Origin of the sequence: Streptomyces sp. NPDC059852, assembly GCF_042731455.1 — a bacterium.
Classification (GTDB): Bacteria; Actinomycetota; Actinomycetes; order Streptomycetales; family Streptomycetaceae; genus Streptomyces.
On sequence record NZ_JBHWJK010000035.1, the window covers coordinates 18762 to 36135 of the forward strand.

Sequence of the window (17374 nt, forward strand, 5' to 3'; positions counted from 1 at the left end):
TTTCCGGACCCGCCTGTCACACCCGCACACCACCGGCGCCCCCTACACGGGGGTCCGCCTCTAGGGCTCGAGCAGGCGCGGGGACAGCGCCCCGCAGGGGACCAGTTCCACCTCGGCGCCGGCGTCCCGCAGATCGGTCAGCACCAGTTCGTCGTACATGAGCAGCCCGGACTGCTCGGGCCACATGATCGCCCACAGCCACACCCCGAGCGCCTCGCCGGCGAAGACGGCACGGTCGTCGGGGGTGCCGGAGACATGCCACAGCGGGGTCGGGCGGCCGGTGGCGAGGACCTTGGCCTGCGGCGGTTTCTCGACGTCGATGTACGCACCCGGGTCGGGTCCGTCGATCCCGGCGTAGCGGGCGCCGAGCCCGACGCCGAGCTCCTCGGCGACCAGGATCAGCTCGCCGGGGCCGCCGAGCGGTCCGGGCCCGGAACAGGCCACGGCGCTCGCGCGTCCGCCGCTGCGGTCGTCGCCAGCGCCGGCGACGCCCGTGAACAGCCACCCGATCGGCAGCGGCCACGGCATCCACACGGGCACCCGCGTGCGGTGCACGACCACTCCGAGCGCCTCGACGCTGGGCGGGATCACGGGCTGCACCGGGTGCACGGCGCCGTGCACGTCGCACTGCCAGGTGTCGGCGAAGAGTCCGGGAGCCCTGACCCGGCCACCGCACTTCGGGCAACTGGGTTCGCCCCTCATAGGGCCCCACGGTCCTACCCCATCCGCGCCACGTCAAGGACGATCACCCGTCCGGACGGAACGCGCGGGACCACGGATATAGATGCAGCTTGCATTAATTAGGCTAGCTAATCTAATCTGTTCAGGTACCAACCACTTTCACCGACTGTCTCAGTCCTGATTGGAGAACGGCATGGACCCCCTCGACGCGGGATCCGGCGGCATCCTCCGGCAGCCCAAGGCCGTCTGGGCCACCGCGGGCGCGTCCGTCGTCGCCTTCATGGGCATCGGGCTCGTCGACCCGATCCTGCCGTCCATCGCGAGCGGCCTGGACGCCACGGCCGGCCAGGTCTCGCTGCTCTTCACCTCGTACTTCCTGATCACCGCCGTGGCGATGCTGCTCACCGGCTTCGTCTCCAGCCGCATCGGCGGTCGCAAGACGCTCCTGCTCGGCCTGGCGCTGGTCGTCGTCTTCGCCGCGCTCGCCGGTACCTCCGGCTCGGTCGGCGAACTGGTCGGGTTCCGGGCCGGCTGGGGCCTGGGCAACGCGCTCTTCGTCTCCACCGCCCTCGCGGTGATCGTCGGAGCCGCGGCCGGCGGAAGCGCGGCGGCGATCCTGCTGTACGAGTCCGCCCTCGGGCTCGGCATGGCGTGCGGCCCGCTGCTGGGGGCGCTGCTCGGCGACGCCAGCTGGCGCTACCCGTTCTTCGGCACCGCGTTCCTGATGGCCGTCGGTTTCCTGTGCATCGCCGCGTTCCTCAAGGAGCAGCCCAGGCCGGCCACCAGGACCTCGGTGCTCGACCCGATCCGCGCGCTCGGCCACGGCGGTCTGGCGTCGGCGGCGGCCTCGGCGTTCTTCTACAACTACACGTTCTTCACCGTGCTGGCCTTCACGCCGTTCGTCCTGGACATGAGCCCGTACCGGTCGGGCGCGGTGTTCTTCGCGTGGGGTGTGCTGCTCGCCGTGTTCTCGGTGATCGTGGCCCCGCGTATGCAGAAGCGCTTCGGCTCGCTGCGGGTGCTCGGCGGCTCGCTCGTCCTGCTCGCGGCCGACGTGCTCGTCCTTGGCTACGGCGACCACACGACCGCCGTGGTCTGCACGATCCTGTCGGGTGCGTTCATCGGGGTGAACAACACCGTCTACACCGAGCTGGCCCTCGGCGTGTCGGACGCGCCGCGCCCGGTGGCCAGCGCCGGCTACAACTTCGTCCGCTGGTTTGCGGCGGCCGCGGCGCCGTTCTTCGCCCCGCGGATCGAGGAGTGGACCGGCAGCCTCCGGGTGCCGTTCGTGGTGGCGGCCGTCACGGCGGTACTGGGCGCGCTCGTCGTCCTAGTCCGCCGCAGGGCGCTCACGCTGGAGACCGAGGAGCACGCCACCCGGCACGCGACCCAGGACAGCGTCACCGTGTTCGCCAACTGACGCTTTCCGACGGCCGATCGGTGAGATCGCTCACGTGCCGTTCAGGCGGCGCTCACGTCAGCGGGACGGACGTGCGGGTGGGATCCCGCAGGTCCGTCCCGTGCGTCAGCCAGCGCTCCTGGAGTGCCTGGGCGCCGTGCACACGCTTCCAGGCGGCCTCGTTCGGCGTCATCGGGAGCAGCGGCAGGAAGCTCACCGGATCGAGCGGGGCGTCGAGGTCCAGGTCCTCCACGAGGCCGCCCGGCTCGGCGACCAGGACCGAGGTGAACGGGGCGCCCGGCCACAGGGGTTCACCGACGTCGAGGGAGGCGCCGGGCGCCACGACGACACCCTCCACCTGCGGGGACGCGGCGAGGACCGCGAGCGGGCGGAGCACCTTGTCGGTGTCGGCGAGACCGGCGCGGACAGACAGGACCAGCTCGGCGCGGGGGCCCTTGACGGGGTCGGCGATCACGGCCGTCGGGTCCGTCATGGGGTGCGCGGACATGCCGAGGGTCGCGTAGCGGACGATGTCGCCCTCCTGGAAGCGGAGCACCTCTACGCGGTCCGTGCCGAGGAAGGTGACCGCCGCGCGGGCGTCCGGTTCACCGAGGGCGGTGCGGAGCCGGGCCTCGACCAGGGGAAGAACATCAGCCATGCCGCGAGCATAGAACTCGTCAGGACGCGGCAAAGCAGCGCCTTGACACTTCGGTCGGCTGATACTCTTGCCCGGTGTTCGGGCAGCATGCCGAGGCATCGCGAACGAGTCCCGACGCCTGAATACTCCCGTACGGGGAACCCCTTAGGGGTATGGAACGTCCCTCACGAGGGACCGGCCGGAGGAGGTGGGGCTGTCATGGATCGAAGTCGACCGTGCAGTACCACTCGCTCTTCCCGCCGTTGATGTAGCTGGCTCGGCTGTTCCGGCTCCGGCTGACCGCCGCCTTTCACGCTCGTGTCCTGACGCGGAAGAGCACTTCGTTTCGCTTTGCCTGATCGGTCTGATCTGTTTCAGCAACGAAGCCCATCACCGCAACGGTGCGGTGCTCCCCGCTTTGTGGACGTACCAAACATCCTGAGGTCAGGACGTCCTCATTCCGGGCAGTTCCACCCGTGCGGCGGTACGCGCGCGCTTCGTTGCCCGTCGCGAAGGAGCCTGCTCATGTCGATGATCCGCGACCTGCGTGCCGTGGTCCGCCCGTCCCGCATCTCGCTGCGCAAGGAGAGCGGCCCGTACGAGACCACCCGTGACCCCGCGACGCCCTCCGCCGTCGTCGACTGCGCCGTCTACCGCGACGGCGCCCGCCTGGCGACCGCGACGCCGCTGACGCCCCACGAGGCGATGCGCCAGGTGCGCCGCGACGGAGGCTTCGTCTGGATCGGGCTGCACGAGCCCACCGAGGCGGAATTCGCCGGTATCGCCGGTGAGTTCGGGCTGCACCCGCTGGCCGTCGAGGACGCCGTGCAGGCGCACCAGCGGCCCAAGCTGGAGCGCTACGACGACACCCTGTTCACCGTGTTCAAGACGGTGCACTACGTCGAGCACGACCGCCTCACCGCCAACAGCGAGGTCGTGGAGACCGGTGAGGTGATGTGCTTCACCGGCCGGGACTTCTTCATCACCGTCCGGCACGGCGGTCAGGGCTCGCTGCGGGCGCTGCGGCACCGGCTCCAGGACGACCCCGAGCTGCTCGCGAAGGGCCCGTCCGCGGTGCTGCACGCCATCGCCGACCACGTCGTGGACGGCTACATCGCCGTCGCCGACGCCGTGCAGGACGACATCGACGAGGTGGAGACCGAGGTCTTCTCGCCGGGCCGCAAGGGCGCGCCGCGCGGCACGGACGCCGGCCGGATCTACCAACTCAAGCGCGAGGTGCTGGAGTTCAAGCGGGCGGTGTCGCCGCTGCTGCGCCCGATGCAGCTGCTGAGCGAGCGGCCGATGCGGCTGATCGACCCCGACATCCAGAAGTACTTCCGGGACGTCGCCGACCATGTCGCGCGCGTGCACGAGCAGGTCATCGGCTTCGACGAACTGCTGAACTCGATCCTCCAGGCCAACCTCGCCCAGGCGTCCGTCGCGCAGAACGAGGACATGCGCAAGATCACCTCGTGGGCGGCGATCATCGCCGTCCCGACGATGGTCTGCGGGGTGTACGGCATGAACTTCGACTACATGCCGGAGACGCACTGGAAGTACGGCTACCCGGTGATCCTCAGCGTGACGGTGGCGATCTGCCTGGGCATCCACCGCACGCTCAAGCGCAACGGCTGGCTCTGATCCGGCCGGGCCCCGCTGGATAGGCTTGGGCCATGACAAGCGAGCTGCTCGACCAGGCCCTCGTCGAGGAGGCCACGAAGAAGTCCGGCCTCGTCTGGGTCACGGCGCCGGGCGTCCCGGCCCGCGCGCTGTGGCACGTGTGGCACGAGGGTGCCGCGTGTGTCGTGGGCGACGGCCCGGGGGAGCAGCCGCTGCCCGGCCTGGCCGACGGGGCCGCCGTCGAGGTCACCGTGCGCAGCAAGGACAAGGGCGGCCGGCTGGTGTCCTGGCCGGCGCGGGTCGTCGAGCTGGCGGCGCGGACCGAGGCGTGGGAGGCCGCCGTCGCCGACCTCAAGGGCAAGCGCCTGAACGCCCCGGACGGCGAGGCGATGCCCGAGCGCTGGGCGCGTAAGTGCCGGGTGCTGCGTCTGGAGCCGGCGGGAGCGCCGGCCCCGCTGCCCGACGGCTCCCTCGCCGAGGTCCCCGTACCGACACCGGCGACGACCCGCCACCCGGTCCCGGCCGGGCTGCCGCGCCTGCTGGCCAAGCGCCGCAAGCGGGGCTAGGTCGTGTCCGCAAAGTCCCGTCGTTCGCCCGTAGGGCGGGCCGAGCGGTGTCCGGTGCGTGCTCTCGGCGTGCCGGGCGGACTCCCGCGTACTGGTTGTACGCGGGTGGGCGGCCGGTGCGGCGAGAGTGCGTGCCGGGCGCCGGGCGGCAGGCGGGACTTTGCGGACACGACCTAGGGAGCTCAGGACGACGGCAGCTGCCTGCCGTAGTCCACGGTGTCGTCCTTGTTCGGCTTCTCCAGGGGGAAGTCCTTGCCCCACGCCGAGAAGGTGAGGGTGCCGGCGCCCCCCGCGCGGGTCAGCAGCAGCGGGTAGGGCTTGCCCTCCAGGGAGACGTCGAGGGTGCCGCCGTCGCCGCCGTCCCCGGAGAGCCGGATGGTGCGCAGGCCCGCCTGCTCGTGGTGCCCGTCCGTGGTCACCTCGCCGTGCAGCGCCAGCAGCCCGTCGAGCAGCACGTCCTTCTCGGTGAACCCGCTGAACTTCTTGTACGAAGGGTCGCCCTGCGGCACCTTCACGTACTTGCCGTCCAGCTTGTCGACGGCCCCGGCGTCCGTCTTGCCGTCCGTGCCCGCGTCGCTCCAGAAGCCGGCGTCGGCCTTCAAAAACAGCTGCTCGCCGACGCGCAGCAGATGGAACGTGGACCCGCGCGCGGTGACGGAGCCGGTCGCACCGTCGGCCTTCAGCCGCATGTCGAGCCGGTAGGTGCGTCCGCTGGTGACCACGTTCCCCGAGAGGTGCACCGCCTGGGCGGAGTCGGCGGCGGCCCGGGTCTTGCGCTGGATCTCGGCCGGCGGCAGCTTCCCGACCCCGTTCGTCCCCGCGTCCGGGTCCTCGCTGCTGCATCCCGTCAGCCCCGTCGCCGACACGACCAGGGCGCACATGGCGGACACCAGCGCGGCCTTGCGGGGGCGGCCGTGGGGAATCGCAGTCACAGGTGGGGCTGCCTTTCTGTCGTGGTACCCGAGCGGCGTACGGCAGCGTACCGGGGCGCGGGGCGCTGGACGGAGCCAGTCCGTCCGGACCGCTCACCAGGGCGGACCGGATACGGACGGGCTAGCCTGAAGCCCACGTGAGCGGGCAATGGGGAAAGGGCGCCGCCGGCGCGGCACCCCGTCACAGCAGCATCAGCAATTCGGCCGACCCGCACGCAGAGGAGCCTGAGTCATGGCAGCCGGCGCCCCCCGGATCTTCGTCTCGCACCTCGCCGGTGTCGCCGTGTTCGACCCGAACGGCGACCAGGTGGGCCGGGTGCGGGATCTGGTCGTCATGCTGCGCGTGGGCCGGCGCCCACCGCGGCTGCTCGGCCTGGTGGTCGAGCTGTCCACCCGGCGCCGTATCTTCCTGCCGATGACCCGGGTGACCAGCATCGAGTCCGGTCAGGTCATCACGACCGGGGTGCTGAACGTGCGCCGGTTCGAGCAGCGGCCCACCGAGCGGCTGGTCTTCGGCGAACTGCTCGACCGGCGCGTCACGCTGGTGGAGACCGACGAGGAGGTCACCGTCCTGGATCTGTCGGTGCAGCAGCTGCCCGCCCGCCGGGACTGGGAGATCGACAAGGTGTTCGTCCGCAAGGGCGGCCGGGGCGGCGCCTTCCGGAGGGCCAAGGGCGAGTCGCTGACGGTCGAGTGGTCCGCGGTCACCGGGTTCTCCGCGGAGGAGCAGGGCCAGGGCGCGGAGAACCTGCTGGCCACGTTCGAGCAGCTGCGGCCCGCCGACCTCGCCAACGTGCTGCACCACCTCTCCCCCAAGCGCCGTGCCGAGGTCGCCGCCGCCCTGGACGACGACCGCCTCGCCGACGTGCTGGAGGAGCTGCCGGAGGACGACCAGATCGAGATCCTCGGCAAGCTGAAGCAGGAGCGCGCCGCCGACGTCCTGGAGGCCATGGACCCGGACGACGCGGCCGACCTGCTCGGCGAGCTGCCCCCGGACGAGCAGGAGCGGCTGCTGAGCCTGATGCAGCCCTCGGACGCGGCCGACATGCGCCGTCTGATGTCGTACGAGGAGCACACCGCCGGCGGTCTGATGACGACCGAGCCGATCATCCTGCGGCCCGACGCCACCGTCGCCGACGCCCTGGCCCGTATCAGGCACCCCGACCTGTCCCCGGCCCTGGCCGCCCAGGTCTACGTGTGCCGCCCGCCCGACGAGACCCCCACCGGCAAGTACCTCGGCACGGTCCACTTCCAGCGGCTGCTGCGCGACCCCCCGTACACCCTGGTCAGCTCCATGGTGGACGAGGCGCTGGAGGCCCTGGAGCCGGACGCGACCCTGCCGGTCGTCGCCGGGTTCTTCGCGACGTACGACATGGTCGCGGCGCCCGTCGTCGACGACTCGGGGTCGCTGCTGGGCGCGGTGACCGTGGACGACGTCCTGGACCACATGCTGCCCGACGACTGGCGGGAGACCGAGTTCCACCTGGACGAGGACTCCGGCGAGGGAAGGGGCCCGGATGGCTCCTGAGCGCGAGAGCGGCGGACGCGAGCGCGCGACGGCGGGCGCGACCGCCGCCGGACGGGGACCGCGGACCCGGCTGGACCAGCCGCGCCCGCCGCGCCGCCGCATCCTGCCCGAGTGGGACCCGGACGCCTTCGGGCGGCTGTCGGAGCGGATCGCCCGGTTCATCGGCACCGGGCGGTTCCTGGTGTGGATGACGGTCGTGATCATCCTGTGGGTGCTGTGGAACATCGCGGCGCCCAGCGAGCTGCGCTTCGACGAGTACCCGTTCATCTTCCTGACGCTGGCCCTGTCCCTGCAGGCGTCGTACGCGGCCCCGCTGATCCTGCTCGCGCAGAACCGGCAGGACGACCGCGACCGGGTCAACCTCGAACAGGACCGCAAGCAGAACGAGCGGTCGATCGCCGACACCGAGTTCCTGACCCGCGAGGTCGCGGCGCTGCGGGTCGGGCTGGGCGAGGTCGCCACCCGCGACTGGATGCGCTCGGAGCTGCAGGACCTGATGAAAGAGCTGGAGGAGCGGCAGAACGGGCACCGCGAGGGCGGGGTATTCCCGGCGGAACGGTCGCCGGGACGTGACGTAGACGACCGCTGACGGCCTTACCGGGGCATGGCTACCGGGCCGTACCATCGTCCTTATGGCTACGGAAGACGCGGTGCGCGAGGCACTGGCGACGGTGAACGACCCCGAGATCAACCGCCCCATCACCGAGCTGGGGATGGTCAAGTCGGTGGAGATCGGTGCGGACGGTGCGGTCGCGGTCACCGTGTACCTGACGGTCTCCGGCTGCCCGATGCGCGACACCATCACGCAGCGCGTGACGGACGCGGTCTCCCGCGTCGAGGGCGTCACCCGGGTCGACGTCACGCTCGACGTGATGAGCGACGAGCAGCGCAAGGAGCTGGCGAACGCCCTGCGCGGCGGCCAGGCCGAGCGTGAGGTGCCCTTCGCCAAGCCGGGCAGCCTGACCCGCGTGTACGCGGTCGCGTCCGGCAAGGGCGGCGTCGGCAAGTCCTCGGTGACGGTGAACCTGGCGGCGGCCATGGCGGCCGACGGTCTGAAGGTGGGCGTCGTCGACGCCGACATCTACGGCCACAGCGTGCCGCGCATGCTGGGTGCCGACGGGCGCCCGACCCAGGTCGAGAACATGATCATGCCGCCGTCGGCGAACGGCGTGAAGGTCATCTCCATCGGCATGTTCACCCCGGGCAACGCACCGGTGGTGTGGCGCGGCCCGATGCTGCACCGCGCGCTCCAGCAGTTCCTCGCGGACGTGTACTGGGGCGACCTCGACGTCCTGCTCCTGGACCTGCCGCCCGGCACCGGCGACATCGCGATCTCGGTCGCGCAGCTCGTCCCGAACGCCGAGATCCTGGTCGTGACGACCCCGCAGCAGGCCGCCGCCGAGGTGGCCGAGCGGGCCGGCTCCATCGCCGTGCAGACCCACCAGAAGATCGTCGGCGTGGTCGAGAACATGTCGGGCCTGCCCTGCCCGCACTGCGGCGAGATGGTCGACGTGTTCGGCACCGGTGGCGGCCAGACGGTCGCCGACGGCCTGACCCGCACCACGGGTGCGACGGTCCCGGTCCTCGGCAGCATCCCGATCGACGTCCGCCTCCGCGAGGGCGGCGACGAGGGCAGGCCGGTCGTCCTGAGCGACCCGGACTCCCCGGCGGGCGCGGCCCTGCGCTCGATCGCGGGCAAGCTGGGCGGGCGGCAGCGCGGCCTGTCGGGTCTGTCGCTGGGGATCACGCCGAAGAACAAGTTCTGAACTCGCACGTCTGCGGTCTGCGGCTCCGTCACTGGTCAAACTTCTGACCAGCGGCGGAGCCGTCGACGTCTGTCAACGTTGGTGGTCGTTAGGCGCCCCCGCACGGCCCAGAGACGGCCCGAGCGGGGGCGTGGCGCGCCTTCCCCCTCGATGCGAACTATGGGCGTCGCGGTTGCTGAGGTTTGTCAGGATGGCCAGGCGGCTGCCTGAGGGCGCAGAGGATCTGCTGCGGTCATGGTGGTTGCTGTACTGCGCTGCTACACCGCAACTGTCCCTCGACGGCTGCGGGGCGGCCCGAGTCCCTTAGCATGATCCGGCTCAGACCTGAGGGGGGTTCTTGTGCGAACGATACCGACCGCCATGACGGCGGCCCTGGCCTGCCTGGTCGTGGGGATCGCCGTGACTGGCTGTGCAGATGGCAGCGCGGCGGAGCCGCTCTCCGCTGATCAGATGTTTGACGACGCGAATGCCACGATGGGTGCTCTGAAATCAGTGACCATCGACACGGTCACCAAGGTGACCGGGGGTGATGACTTCTCCAGCCGTCTGACGACCGACCTCAAGGGCAAGTGCGCGTTCAAGTCGACCTCGGCCACGGGTGCCAGCCTCGAACAAATCCGGATCGACGGGACGGACTACGTCCGCCCAAATCGGATCTACCTTGAGGAGTCGGGCCGGCGCATGGCCGGCGCGGACGAGCAGGACCGTTGGGTCAAAACCCCTGCCAGCAAGTCGCAGCCGGGAGACGGGCTCTCCCAGTGCACGCATGAGTTCGCCTCTTTCGGGCGGGTGGACAAGGGCGAACCGACCAAGGTCAACGGCGCCCCAGTGATTCCGTTGAAGGTAACCGACGAGAAGGATGGCTCCTTCACCTTCTACGTCGCTGCTGAGAGTAAGCCGTACATCCTCAAGGTCGTCTACAAGGACGACGAGTTCGACACCACTACGTCGTTCAGCGCCTTCGATGAGCCATTGGACGTGCAGCCCCCGGACAGGGCCAAGGTGCTAGACATGAGCGGCATCGGCTGATGACAAGTTCCTCGTAGAGGCCACGGTCGGCCCACAGGGACCGCACGGGAGTACGTGAGGTCGGTGGAGCGGCTTTGGGCGGGAGCTGCTTTGGGGCGAGTGATCATGGCCCCGTAAGCTTCCGGCGCGTCGGGCAGTCTGTGGACCTGCCCGTTAAAGCACGACGTTGGGGCCATGATCTTAGAGGCTCGCCCCAAAGTGGCTGCCTAAAGCCGTGGAGCCGACCGCCCCAGCCACAGAGGGTGTCTCCCACTTCGTGCCCGCAGCCGCCGGGCGCGGCCAGCCGGGGCGCAGACAGGAGGCAGGCCGCGCCGCAGAGGCGGCGCGCGCCCGCGCCGTGCGCGGGCCTTGATGAGGTAGAGAAACCTGTAACTCGTGCCCTGGTGGCGTCGTGCTCCCGGCTATGAGCGGTCCAGCTCCGAATGCAGAGTCTTGAGTACGGACTCGGGGTCCCCGTCGTAGACAAGGTGCGGCTCGTCGGGCTTCGGCGCCACGAATCGCTTGCGGTAGCGGATCAGGTCGCTCTCGGCGAAGTAGATCGAGTTCTGACGTCCGTCCCGCCCTCACGGGCGTACGCGTGACGAAGGGGCGCCGCGGTGTTCGCGGCGCCCCTTCGTCGTACGGGTCAGGCGTAGGACGCGATGTCCTTGATCATGGCGAAGCCCAGGCCGTACGCGCTCATCCCGCGGCCGTACGCGCCCAGGTGGACGCCCTCCTGGGTGGAGCCCGCGAGGACCCAGCCGAACTCGGACTCCCGGTAGTGGAACGGGGTCGGCACCCCGTCCACCGGCAGGGACAGCGTCGACCAGTCCGGCCCGTCGAGGTCGTCGGCGAGCGCCCAGGCCGTCTCGGTCTGCTGGTCGAGCCAGTCGTCCCGCAGCGAGTGGTCCATCTGGCCCGGCCAGGTGAAGGACAGCAGTCCGACGCCGGCCAGCCAGGCCGCCGAGGAGACCGTGGTGGCCTCCAGCAGGCCCGTGCCGTCGGCGCTGCGGCGGGACGGGTTGGCCGCGACGGTCACGACCACCGCGAACTTCTCGCGGCCCTCCGCCGCCTCGTTGAGCACGGACGGTTCGTCACCGTGCCCGATCGAGCCGTGTTCCACGGCCCCGTCGGCCGCCGTGCCGACCTGCATCAGCCAGCGCGGCCCGGTGAACGCCTCGTCGAGGCCGTACCAGGGGAAGGGCGCCAGCAGGTAGCCGTCGACCGTGCGCCGGGCGGAGGGGACCGGCCGGCCGCCCTCCTCGGTCGATGCCTGCGCGGCCGCCCGACTCGTCGTCTGACTCGTCGTCTCCATGTGCCCGGACGCCTCCTCGATCTCGCCGGACCAGCCCGGCCCGCCCCCCTTCGGGCGTACTCGTCCAGTCCGCACAACAACTCGGCAGCATAGCCACACCGCTGCTGACAGCCGGGAAGCCGCCCGGCGCGCGAGGCGCGCGGACGGCCGGTTCAGGCCGTGCGGGGGTCCGGCCGGAGTATGAGAAGCGTCACGTACGGGCGGGGCGCCGGGTCTCTCAGGTGGCGTCGGCGTCGTACGGCGGGTGCTCGACGCGCGGGGTCTCCGGCTTCTTCGTCATGTCGACCCGGCCGCCCACCGAGGGGGCCGCCCCGGCGGCAGGCGTGACCGGCGGCTCGGTCTCCCGGCCGTGGACGGCGTCGGTGACCTCGGCCATCTCCTTCTTCAGGTCGAAGCCGTTGCGGATCTCCTTCAGCCCCAGTTCCTCGTTGTCCAGCTGCTTGCGGATGAAGGTCTTGGGGTTGAGGTCCTCGAACTCGAAGTCCTTGAACTCCGGGCCGAGTTCCTTGCGGATGTCCTGCTTGGCGCTCTCCGAGAACTCGCGGATCTTGCGGATCGTCCGCGTGACGTCCTGGATGACCTTGGGGAGCTTGTCCGGACCGAAGACGAGCACGGCGAGGACGATCAGCGTCACCAGCTCGAGCGGTCCTATGTCATTGAACACCTGAAGCTCCTTGCGATGTCCTCGGTCCTCGGCCCTCGGTGGTCGCGTGCGGGTCTTTCCGTGGTCCGGGCCGCCCCCACGTTACCCGGCGATCCACCACGACCGGTACTGTGCCGGGCGGTGTGAGACCGGTGTGAGTCTCACCGCCCGCTCGACGAGCCCAGCGTCAGGCTCAGCGTGATCTCCTTGCCGTCCCGCTTCAGCGTCAGCTCCAGGCGGTCGCCGGGGCGATGGGCGCGGGTCTTGATGATCAGTTCCTCGCCGGAGTGCACGCGTGCCCCGTCGATCTCGGTGATGACGTCGCCGGGCTCGATGCCGGCCTGGGCGCCGGGTCCGCCCTTGGTGACTGCGGGGCCGCCGTCGCCGTCCTTCGTCCCGACCCTGGCGCCGTCGCCGCTGTACCCCATGTCCAGGGTGACGCCGATCACCGGGTGGGTGGCCCTGCCGGTGTTGATCAGTTCCTCCGCGACGCGCTTGGCCTGGTTCACCGGGATGGCGAAGCCGAGGCCGATGGAGCCGGCCTGGCCGCCGTCGGGCTCGGCGCCGCTGCCCGCGGAACGGATGGCGGAGTTGATGCCGACGACCCGGCCGGCACCGTCGAGCAGCGGGCCGCCGGAGTTGCCGGGGTTGATGGGCGCGTCGGTCTGCAGGGCGTCGACGTACGACACGTCGGTGCCGTCCCCGCTCTCGCCGCCGGCGGTGATGGGCCGCTGCTTGGCGCTGATGATGCCGGAGGTGACGGTGCCTTCGAGGTCGAAGGGGGCGCCGATGGCGACGACCGGGTCGCCGACCTGGACGTTCTCGGAGTTGCCGAGCGGCAGGGGCCGCAGGCCGCTGACGCCGGTGACCTTCACGACCGCGAGGTCGTAGCCGCTGTCCCGGCCGACCACGGTGGCCTTGGCGGTGTCGCCGCTGTGGAAGGTCACGGATATCTCGCCGTCGTCCCCGGCGGGTTCGACGACGTGGTTGTTGGTCAGGATGTGGCCGCGGTCGTCGAGCACGAACCCGGTGCCGGTCCCCTGTTCCGAACGGCCGCTCACATGCAGGGTGACGACGCTGGGCAGGGCCCGGGCGGCGATCCCGGCGACGCTGTCGGGGGCCCGGCCGGGTGCCTCGGCGCCGGCCTGCGGCAGCTTCACGGTGTCCAGGCCGCCGTTGCGTTCGAGGTAGGCCCCGAGGGCTCCGCCGACGCCGCCGGAGACGAGGGCGATGACGAGGGCGCCGACGAGGAGTGCCCCCTTCCCCCGCCTCCGCCGGCGCACCTTGGCCCCGCTCTCCTGCAGTGGCGCTGCCGCGCGCGCCCAGGGGTCGTAGTTCCGCCAGGGGTCGAGGGGGGCACCGGAAGCGCCGGGAGCCCCGGGCGCCGCGGGAGCGGCAGGCGGCGGCGCGTCCGCGAACGCGGGATCGGGCACGGCGTGGGCGGGGGCAGCGGGGGGCGCCGGGTGGTGGGGTGCGGGCGCCGCCTGGACGGGGGCGGCGTGTTGGCGGGGTGCGGGTGGGCCCGACGGCGGCGCCGACTGGGCAGGGGTCACCTGCCCGTGGAGTCCGGGCGCTGCCGGGGTGCCGTGGGCCGGGGTGGCCGCCGGGTGCTGGACCGGCGGCGCGGGCGCCCAGGGGCCGGGCTCACCGTAGGGCGGCGTGCTGTAGGGGTCGGGGTCGTGCAGGGGCCGCCGGCTCGTGTCCTGGGGCGCTGTGGGGGCGACGGGGGCGTCGGCGGGGGCGATCGGGGCCTCGGCGGCGCTGCTGGGAGCCGGCGCCGCCTCCGGCCCCGAGCCGGCGTTCCCCGCCAGGGTGGTGGGGGCCGACGCGGGCGTGACCGGCGCCTCCGCTGCCGTCTGCGCCCCGGCGCTCCCCTCGCCGTCTCGGGGCTGGGGTACCGAGGGAGCCTCAGCGGGGGCGACGGGAGCGGGCGTGGCTTCCGGGCCCGTCCCCGCGTCCCCCGCCGGCGACTCGGGGCCCGAGGCGGGCGTGAGCGGCGTCTCCGCTGCCGGGTCCGCCCCCGACTCCCCCTCCGCCTCGCGCGGTTGGGGTACCGGCGGCCGTTGCGGGCCGGCGAGTTCGAAGTCGCCGTCGGCGGTGGCGGGTGGGAGGGTGTAGTCGTCGTCCGTGCCCGGTGTGTTCTCGGGCCGCGCGGGGCGGGCCAGTTCGAAGTCGCCGTCGGTGGAACCGCCGGACAGGCCCGGGGAACCCTCCTGCGGCCGGGGGCGGTTCCACCACTTCGCCCGCGTGGGCTTCCCCTCGTTCATGCGCTGCTTCCTACTCACTTCGGCCACCCGTCCGGCGGGCACGCGGACGCGCGGCCCACCCCGGATTCAACCAGGTTCGTGGGCCGCCGCGCAGAGGGCCGGGTCAGGGGCCGGTGGCCGGAGAGGCGGAGGGTGAGGAGGTCGTGCCGGGGACGGGTGCGGCGAGCAGGCCCGGGGTGGCGGTGGTCCCGGGGTCCTTGGACCAGGAGGTCAGGCTGAGCGGCGGGGTGGCGCTCAGCGGACGTATCAGCGGGGACATGGCGGCGGCGCCCGCCACCACGGGGGCCGTCAGCGTCCGCATGTCCTGGACCGCCGACGAGGCCGGCATCCCGGGGAGCAGCGGTGCGGGCGTCCTGGTGGGGGCGACCGGGGTCCGCGCCGCTCCGGACGCCTGTCCCTGCGCGAACAGCGGGCCGGCGCCCCGGCGGCGCTGGGTGTCCGGGGCCGTGGTCGCGCCGGTGCCCTGGGAGCGGGCCGGTGTCACATTGCTGCCGCCGGAGCCGCCGCGCGCCTCGGTGTCGGTGGCCACGCTGCCGGTGACCCCGCCGAGGGCGAGGGCGGCCAGCGACACGGCTCCGGCCGCGACGAAGGCGAACCGCATCCGGGAGGACGCGTGGCGGTCGGGGTCCTGACGGCCGTTCACCGGGTGGGTGCGGAAGCCGCGGTCGGCTCCGGTGAACGCGGCGGCGTGCCCGCCGGAGGGGACGTACCCGAACTCGAACGCGTCGTCCCGCCTCACTCCGAAGACGCCCGCGGCGCCCGGCCGTCCGGCGGGCCCGAATCCGCCCCCGCCGAGCGGCGAGCCGCCGCCGTCGAGGTCACCTCCCCCGGGGAGGCCCTGGAGCCGGGCCAGGAAGCTCTCGGAGGGCGACGGGGGTGCCGCCTCCGCGAAGACGTTCTTCAGCCGGCGCTGTGCGTCGACCTCGGCCTTGCACCGGGCACAGGTCGCCAGGTGGGCCAGGACGCGCTCACGCGTCTCATGACCGAGCTCTCCGTCCACGAGGGCGGAGAGGCGGTCGCCAAGGTGCTGCTCGGCGAGGAGCCGTTCGGTGGGGTCGGGTCGAAGGCCGCTCACGCGCTCGCGCCCCCTCCCCCCAGAGCGGCCACGCGCGGCACGAAGGAGCGGCGCTCGGCGCGCGCCTCCGGGGAGCGGTGGGCGAGGGCCTTGCGCAGCTGCGAGCGGCCGCGGTGGATCCGCGAGCGGACGGTGCCGAGCTTGACGCCGAGGGTCGCGGCGATCTCCTCGTACGACAGTCCCTCGATGTCGCACAGCACGACCGCGGCGCGGAACTCCGGCGCGAGGGTGTCGAGGGCCTGCTGGACGTCCGCGTCGAAGTGGGCGTCGTTGAAGACCTGCTGGGGCGTGGGCTCCTTGCTGGGCAGCCGCTCGGCGGCGTCCTCGCCCAGCGCGTCGAAGCGGATGCGCTGCTTGCGGCGCACCATGTCGAGGAACAGGTTGGTGGTGATGCGGTGCAGCCAGCCCTCGAAGGTGCCCGGCGTGTAGGTCGACAGGGAGCGGAAGACACGGACGAAGACCTCCTGGGTGAGGTCCTCGGCGTCGTGCTGATTGCCCGTGAGGCGGTAGGCGAGCCGGTAGACGCGGCCGCTGTGGGTGCTGACGATCTCCTCCCAGGTGGGCGGAGTCCACGCCTGCCCGTCCGCGTCGGTGGAGAAGGTCGCGGTCTGGGCGAAGTCGCCGGCGTGACTGTGGTCAGCGGTGTCGTTCACGGATTTCGGCCTGCCCGCCGATCCGAGGAAGCGCCGCAGCACCCCTCCCCGATCCGCAGGCGCAGCCGCACCTCCCCTATCGGCTCTGGTGGTGTCCAGTGGAGCCCCTACCATAGCCACCTCGCCCGTTAGCTCCGGATAAGCGGTTTTCCCTGAGTTTGAGCTGGGCTGACACGGCTGGTGCGCCTGCGTCAGCACTTGCTCGTGACCCTGCTCGTCATCGTGATCCAACTGTGTCCCCCCGCTCGTCTTCCCACCCTTCCAAACGCGCGGTCCCATCTGCGGGTTCCCGGGCGCAACGGATACAGTCACGCCGAGGCAACCACGGGGACAGGAGAGGGTCATTACCGGCAACCGGCAGACGAGCTGGGCGTTCGCCGACGCCTACGTCGCCGAGGACGACGTCCTGCGCTGGGCCCGGGACCGGGCCCGCGAGGCGGGACTGCGCTCGGTGTCGCCCGGCACGGGCGCCGCGCTCGGGTTGCTCGCCGCCACCGTGGACGCCAAGGCCGTCGCGGAGATCGGTACCGGCACCGGCGTGTCGGGCATCCATCTCCTGCACGGCATGCGCCCCGACGGTGTGCTCACCACCGTGGACTCGGAGCCGGAGCACCAGCAGTTCGCCCGCCAGGCCTTCCGCGCCGCGGGCTTCGCCAGCAACCGCGCCCGCTTCATCCCGGGCCGCGCCCTCGACGTCCTGCCGCGCCTCGCGGACGCCGGGTACGACCTCGTCTTCTGCGACGGCGACCGGCTGGAGTTCCTCGACTATCTCGCCGAATCGATGCGTCTGCTGCGCCCCGGCGGCCTGGTCGCCTTCGAGGGCGTCTTCGCCAACGGCCGTACCGTCGACTCCGGACCGCAGCCCACCGAGGTCATACGGGTCCGGGAGCTGCTGCGGGCGGTGCGGGAGAGCCAGGAGCTGGTCCCGTCGCTGCTGCCGGTGGGCGACGGCCTGCTGTGCGCCGTCAAGCGCTGAGCCCCCCCATGGCCTCCCCGGGACCCGGAAAGCAGTGACCCCGGCATCCGTGGAATGCCGGGGCCACCGAAAGGGTGGGGTCGCGTCCGCGTCAGCCGACGACCTTCTTGAGGGCGTCGCCGAGCGCGTCGGCCTCGTCAGGGGTCAGCTCGACGACGAGCCGACCGCCGCCTTCGAGCGGAACGCGCATGACGATGCCCCGCCCCTCCTTGGTCACCTCGAGCGGGCCATCGCCCGTCCGCGGCTTCATGGCCGCCATGCTCGTTCCCCTTCCTGAAACCAGCTCATCGTCAAAGCCGACGGCCCCA

17 protein-coding genes are annotated in these 17374 nt (G+C 71.9%); 8 read left to right on the plus strand and 9 right to left on the minus strand.

The window, feature by feature from the left end; genetic code table 11:
* Positions 1 to 60: 60 nt before the first annotated feature.
* Positions 61 to 702: a DUF6758 family protein gene (locus ACFV46_RS30800; RefSeq protein ID WP_361936723.1), complete on the minus strand. Its 642-nt coding sequence runs from the start codon at positions 700 to 702 to the stop codon at positions 61 to 63.
* A gap of 172 nt (positions 703 to 874) precedes the next feature.
* Here ACFV46_RS30800 and ACFV46_RS30805 point away from each other — a divergent pair, with 172 nt between their 5' ends.
* A complete protein-coding gene (locus tag ACFV46_RS30805) occupies positions 875 to 2101 on the plus strand; it encodes an MFS transporter (RefSeq protein ID WP_385500637.1) in 1227 nt (408 codons plus the stop codon).
* Between the two features lie 52 nt (positions 2102 to 2153).
* Here ACFV46_RS30805 and ACFV46_RS30810 read toward each other — a convergent pair whose 3' ends face one another.
* On the minus strand, positions 2154 to 2738 hold the full coding sequence (locus tag ACFV46_RS30810; protein ID WP_151785726.1) for a suppressor of fused domain protein: 585 nt from the start codon (positions 2736 to 2738) through the stop codon (positions 2154 to 2156).
* A gap of 504 nt (positions 2739 to 3242) precedes the next feature.
* Between ACFV46_RS30810 and ACFV46_RS30815 the strand changes: the two genes are divergently transcribed.
* Both ACFV46_RS30815 and ACFV46_RS30820 read left to right on the plus strand, forming a co-directional pair.
* Positions 3243 to 4358: a magnesium and cobalt transport protein CorA gene (locus tag ACFV46_RS30815; RefSeq protein ID WP_361936727.1), complete on the plus strand. Its 1116-nt coding sequence runs from the start codon at positions 3243 to 3245 to the stop codon at positions 4356 to 4358.
* A gap of 32 nt (positions 4359 to 4390) precedes the next feature.
* Positions 4391 to 4903, plus strand: a complete 513-nt coding sequence (locus tag ACFV46_RS30820; RefSeq protein ID WP_385500639.1) for a hypothetical protein — start codon at positions 4391 to 4393, stop codon at positions 4901 to 4903.
* A gap of 182 nt (positions 4904 to 5085) precedes the next feature.
* On the opposite strand, the gene ACFV46_RS30825 is transcribed toward ACFV46_RS30820, so the two are convergent.
* Complete coding sequence (locus ACFV46_RS30825) at positions 5086 to 5835, minus strand: hypothetical protein (RefSeq protein ID WP_361936731.1); 750 nt, start codon at positions 5833 to 5835, stop codon at positions 5086 to 5088.
* A gap of 232 nt (positions 5836 to 6067) precedes the next feature.
* Here ACFV46_RS30825 and ACFV46_RS30830 point away from each other — a divergent pair, with 232 nt between their 5' ends.
* The 4 genes from ACFV46_RS30830 (at position 6068) to ACFV46_RS30845 (ending at position 10158) form a co-directional block, all read left to right on the plus strand.
* Positions 6068 to 7363, plus strand: coding sequence for a magnesium transporter MgtE N-terminal domain-containing protein (locus ACFV46_RS30830; RefSeq protein ID WP_361936733.1), 1296 nt, complete (start codon positions 6068 to 6070; stop codon positions 7361 to 7363).
* A complete protein-coding gene (locus ACFV46_RS30835) occupies positions 7353 to 7952 on the plus strand; it encodes a DUF1003 domain-containing protein (protein ID WP_361936735.1) in 600 nt (199 codons plus the stop codon). Before ACFV46_RS30830 ends, ACFV46_RS30835 begins: the two co-directional genes overlap by 11 nt.
* Positions 7953 to 7995: 43 nt before the next feature.
* A complete protein-coding gene (locus ACFV46_RS30840; protein WP_361936737.1) occupies positions 7996 to 9129 on the plus strand; it encodes an Mrp/NBP35 family ATP-binding protein in 1134 nt (377 codons plus the stop codon).
* Positions 9130 to 9489: 360 nt separating this feature from the next.
* Positions 9490 to 10158 carry a hypothetical protein gene (locus ACFV46_RS30845; RefSeq protein ID WP_385500641.1) on the plus strand — a complete coding sequence of 223 codons (669 nt, stop codon included), beginning with the start codon at positions 9490 to 9492 and terminating at the stop codon, positions 10156 to 10158.
* Between the two features lie 625 nt (positions 10159 to 10783).
* On the opposite strand, the gene ACFV46_RS30850 is transcribed toward ACFV46_RS30845, so the two are convergent.
* The 5 genes from ACFV46_RS30850 to sigE form a co-directional block, all read right to left on the minus strand.
* On the minus strand, positions 10784 to 11452 hold the full coding sequence (locus ACFV46_RS30850; RefSeq protein WP_361936743.1) for a hypothetical protein: 669 nt from the start codon (positions 11450 to 11452) through the stop codon (positions 10784 to 10786).
* Between the two features lie 217 nt (positions 11453 to 11669).
* Positions 11670 to 12116, minus strand: a complete 447-nt coding sequence (locus tag ACFV46_RS30855; RefSeq protein WP_361936745.1) for a sec-independent translocase — start codon at positions 12114 to 12116, stop codon at positions 11670 to 11672.
* A 140-nt stretch (positions 12117 to 12256) separates the two neighbouring features.
* The gene (locus ACFV46_RS30860) at positions 12257 to 14362 is read right to left on the minus strand and encodes a trypsin-like peptidase domain-containing protein (RefSeq protein WP_385500643.1); all 2106 of its coding nucleotides are present in this window, start codon (positions 14360 to 14362) and stop codon (positions 12257 to 12259) included.
* 103 nt (positions 14363 to 14465) lie between these two features.
* Positions 14466 to 15437 carry a zf-HC2 domain-containing protein gene (locus ACFV46_RS30865; RefSeq protein ID WP_385500644.1) on the minus strand — a complete coding sequence of 324 codons (972 nt, stop codon included), beginning with the start codon at positions 15435 to 15437 and terminating at the stop codon, positions 14466 to 14468.
* Positions 15434 to 16204 (minus strand): RNA polymerase sigma factor SigE, encoded by a 771-nt coding sequence (sigE, locus tag ACFV46_RS30870; protein WP_225994466.1) that lies wholly within the window; start codon positions 16202 to 16204, stop codon positions 15434 to 15436. The genes ACFV46_RS30865 and sigE overlap by 4 nt, the downstream gene beginning before the upstream one ends.
* Before the next feature lie 163 nt (positions 16205 to 16367).
* Here sigE and ACFV46_RS30875 point away from each other — a divergent pair, with 163 nt between their 5' ends.
* Positions 16368 to 17066: an O-methyltransferase gene (locus ACFV46_RS30875; protein ID WP_361936779.1), complete on the plus strand. Its 699-nt coding sequence runs from the start codon at positions 16368 to 16370 to the stop codon at positions 17064 to 17066.
* Positions 17067 to 17157: 91 nt separating this feature from the next.
* Here ACFV46_RS30875 and ACFV46_RS30880 read toward each other — a convergent pair whose 3' ends face one another.
* Positions 17158 to 17325 carry a DUF3117 domain-containing protein gene (locus tag ACFV46_RS30880; RefSeq protein WP_003966491.1) on the minus strand — a complete coding sequence of 56 codons (168 nt, stop codon included), beginning with the start codon at positions 17323 to 17325 and terminating at the stop codon, positions 17158 to 17160.
* Between the last annotated feature and the right edge of the window lie 49 nt (positions 17326 to 17374).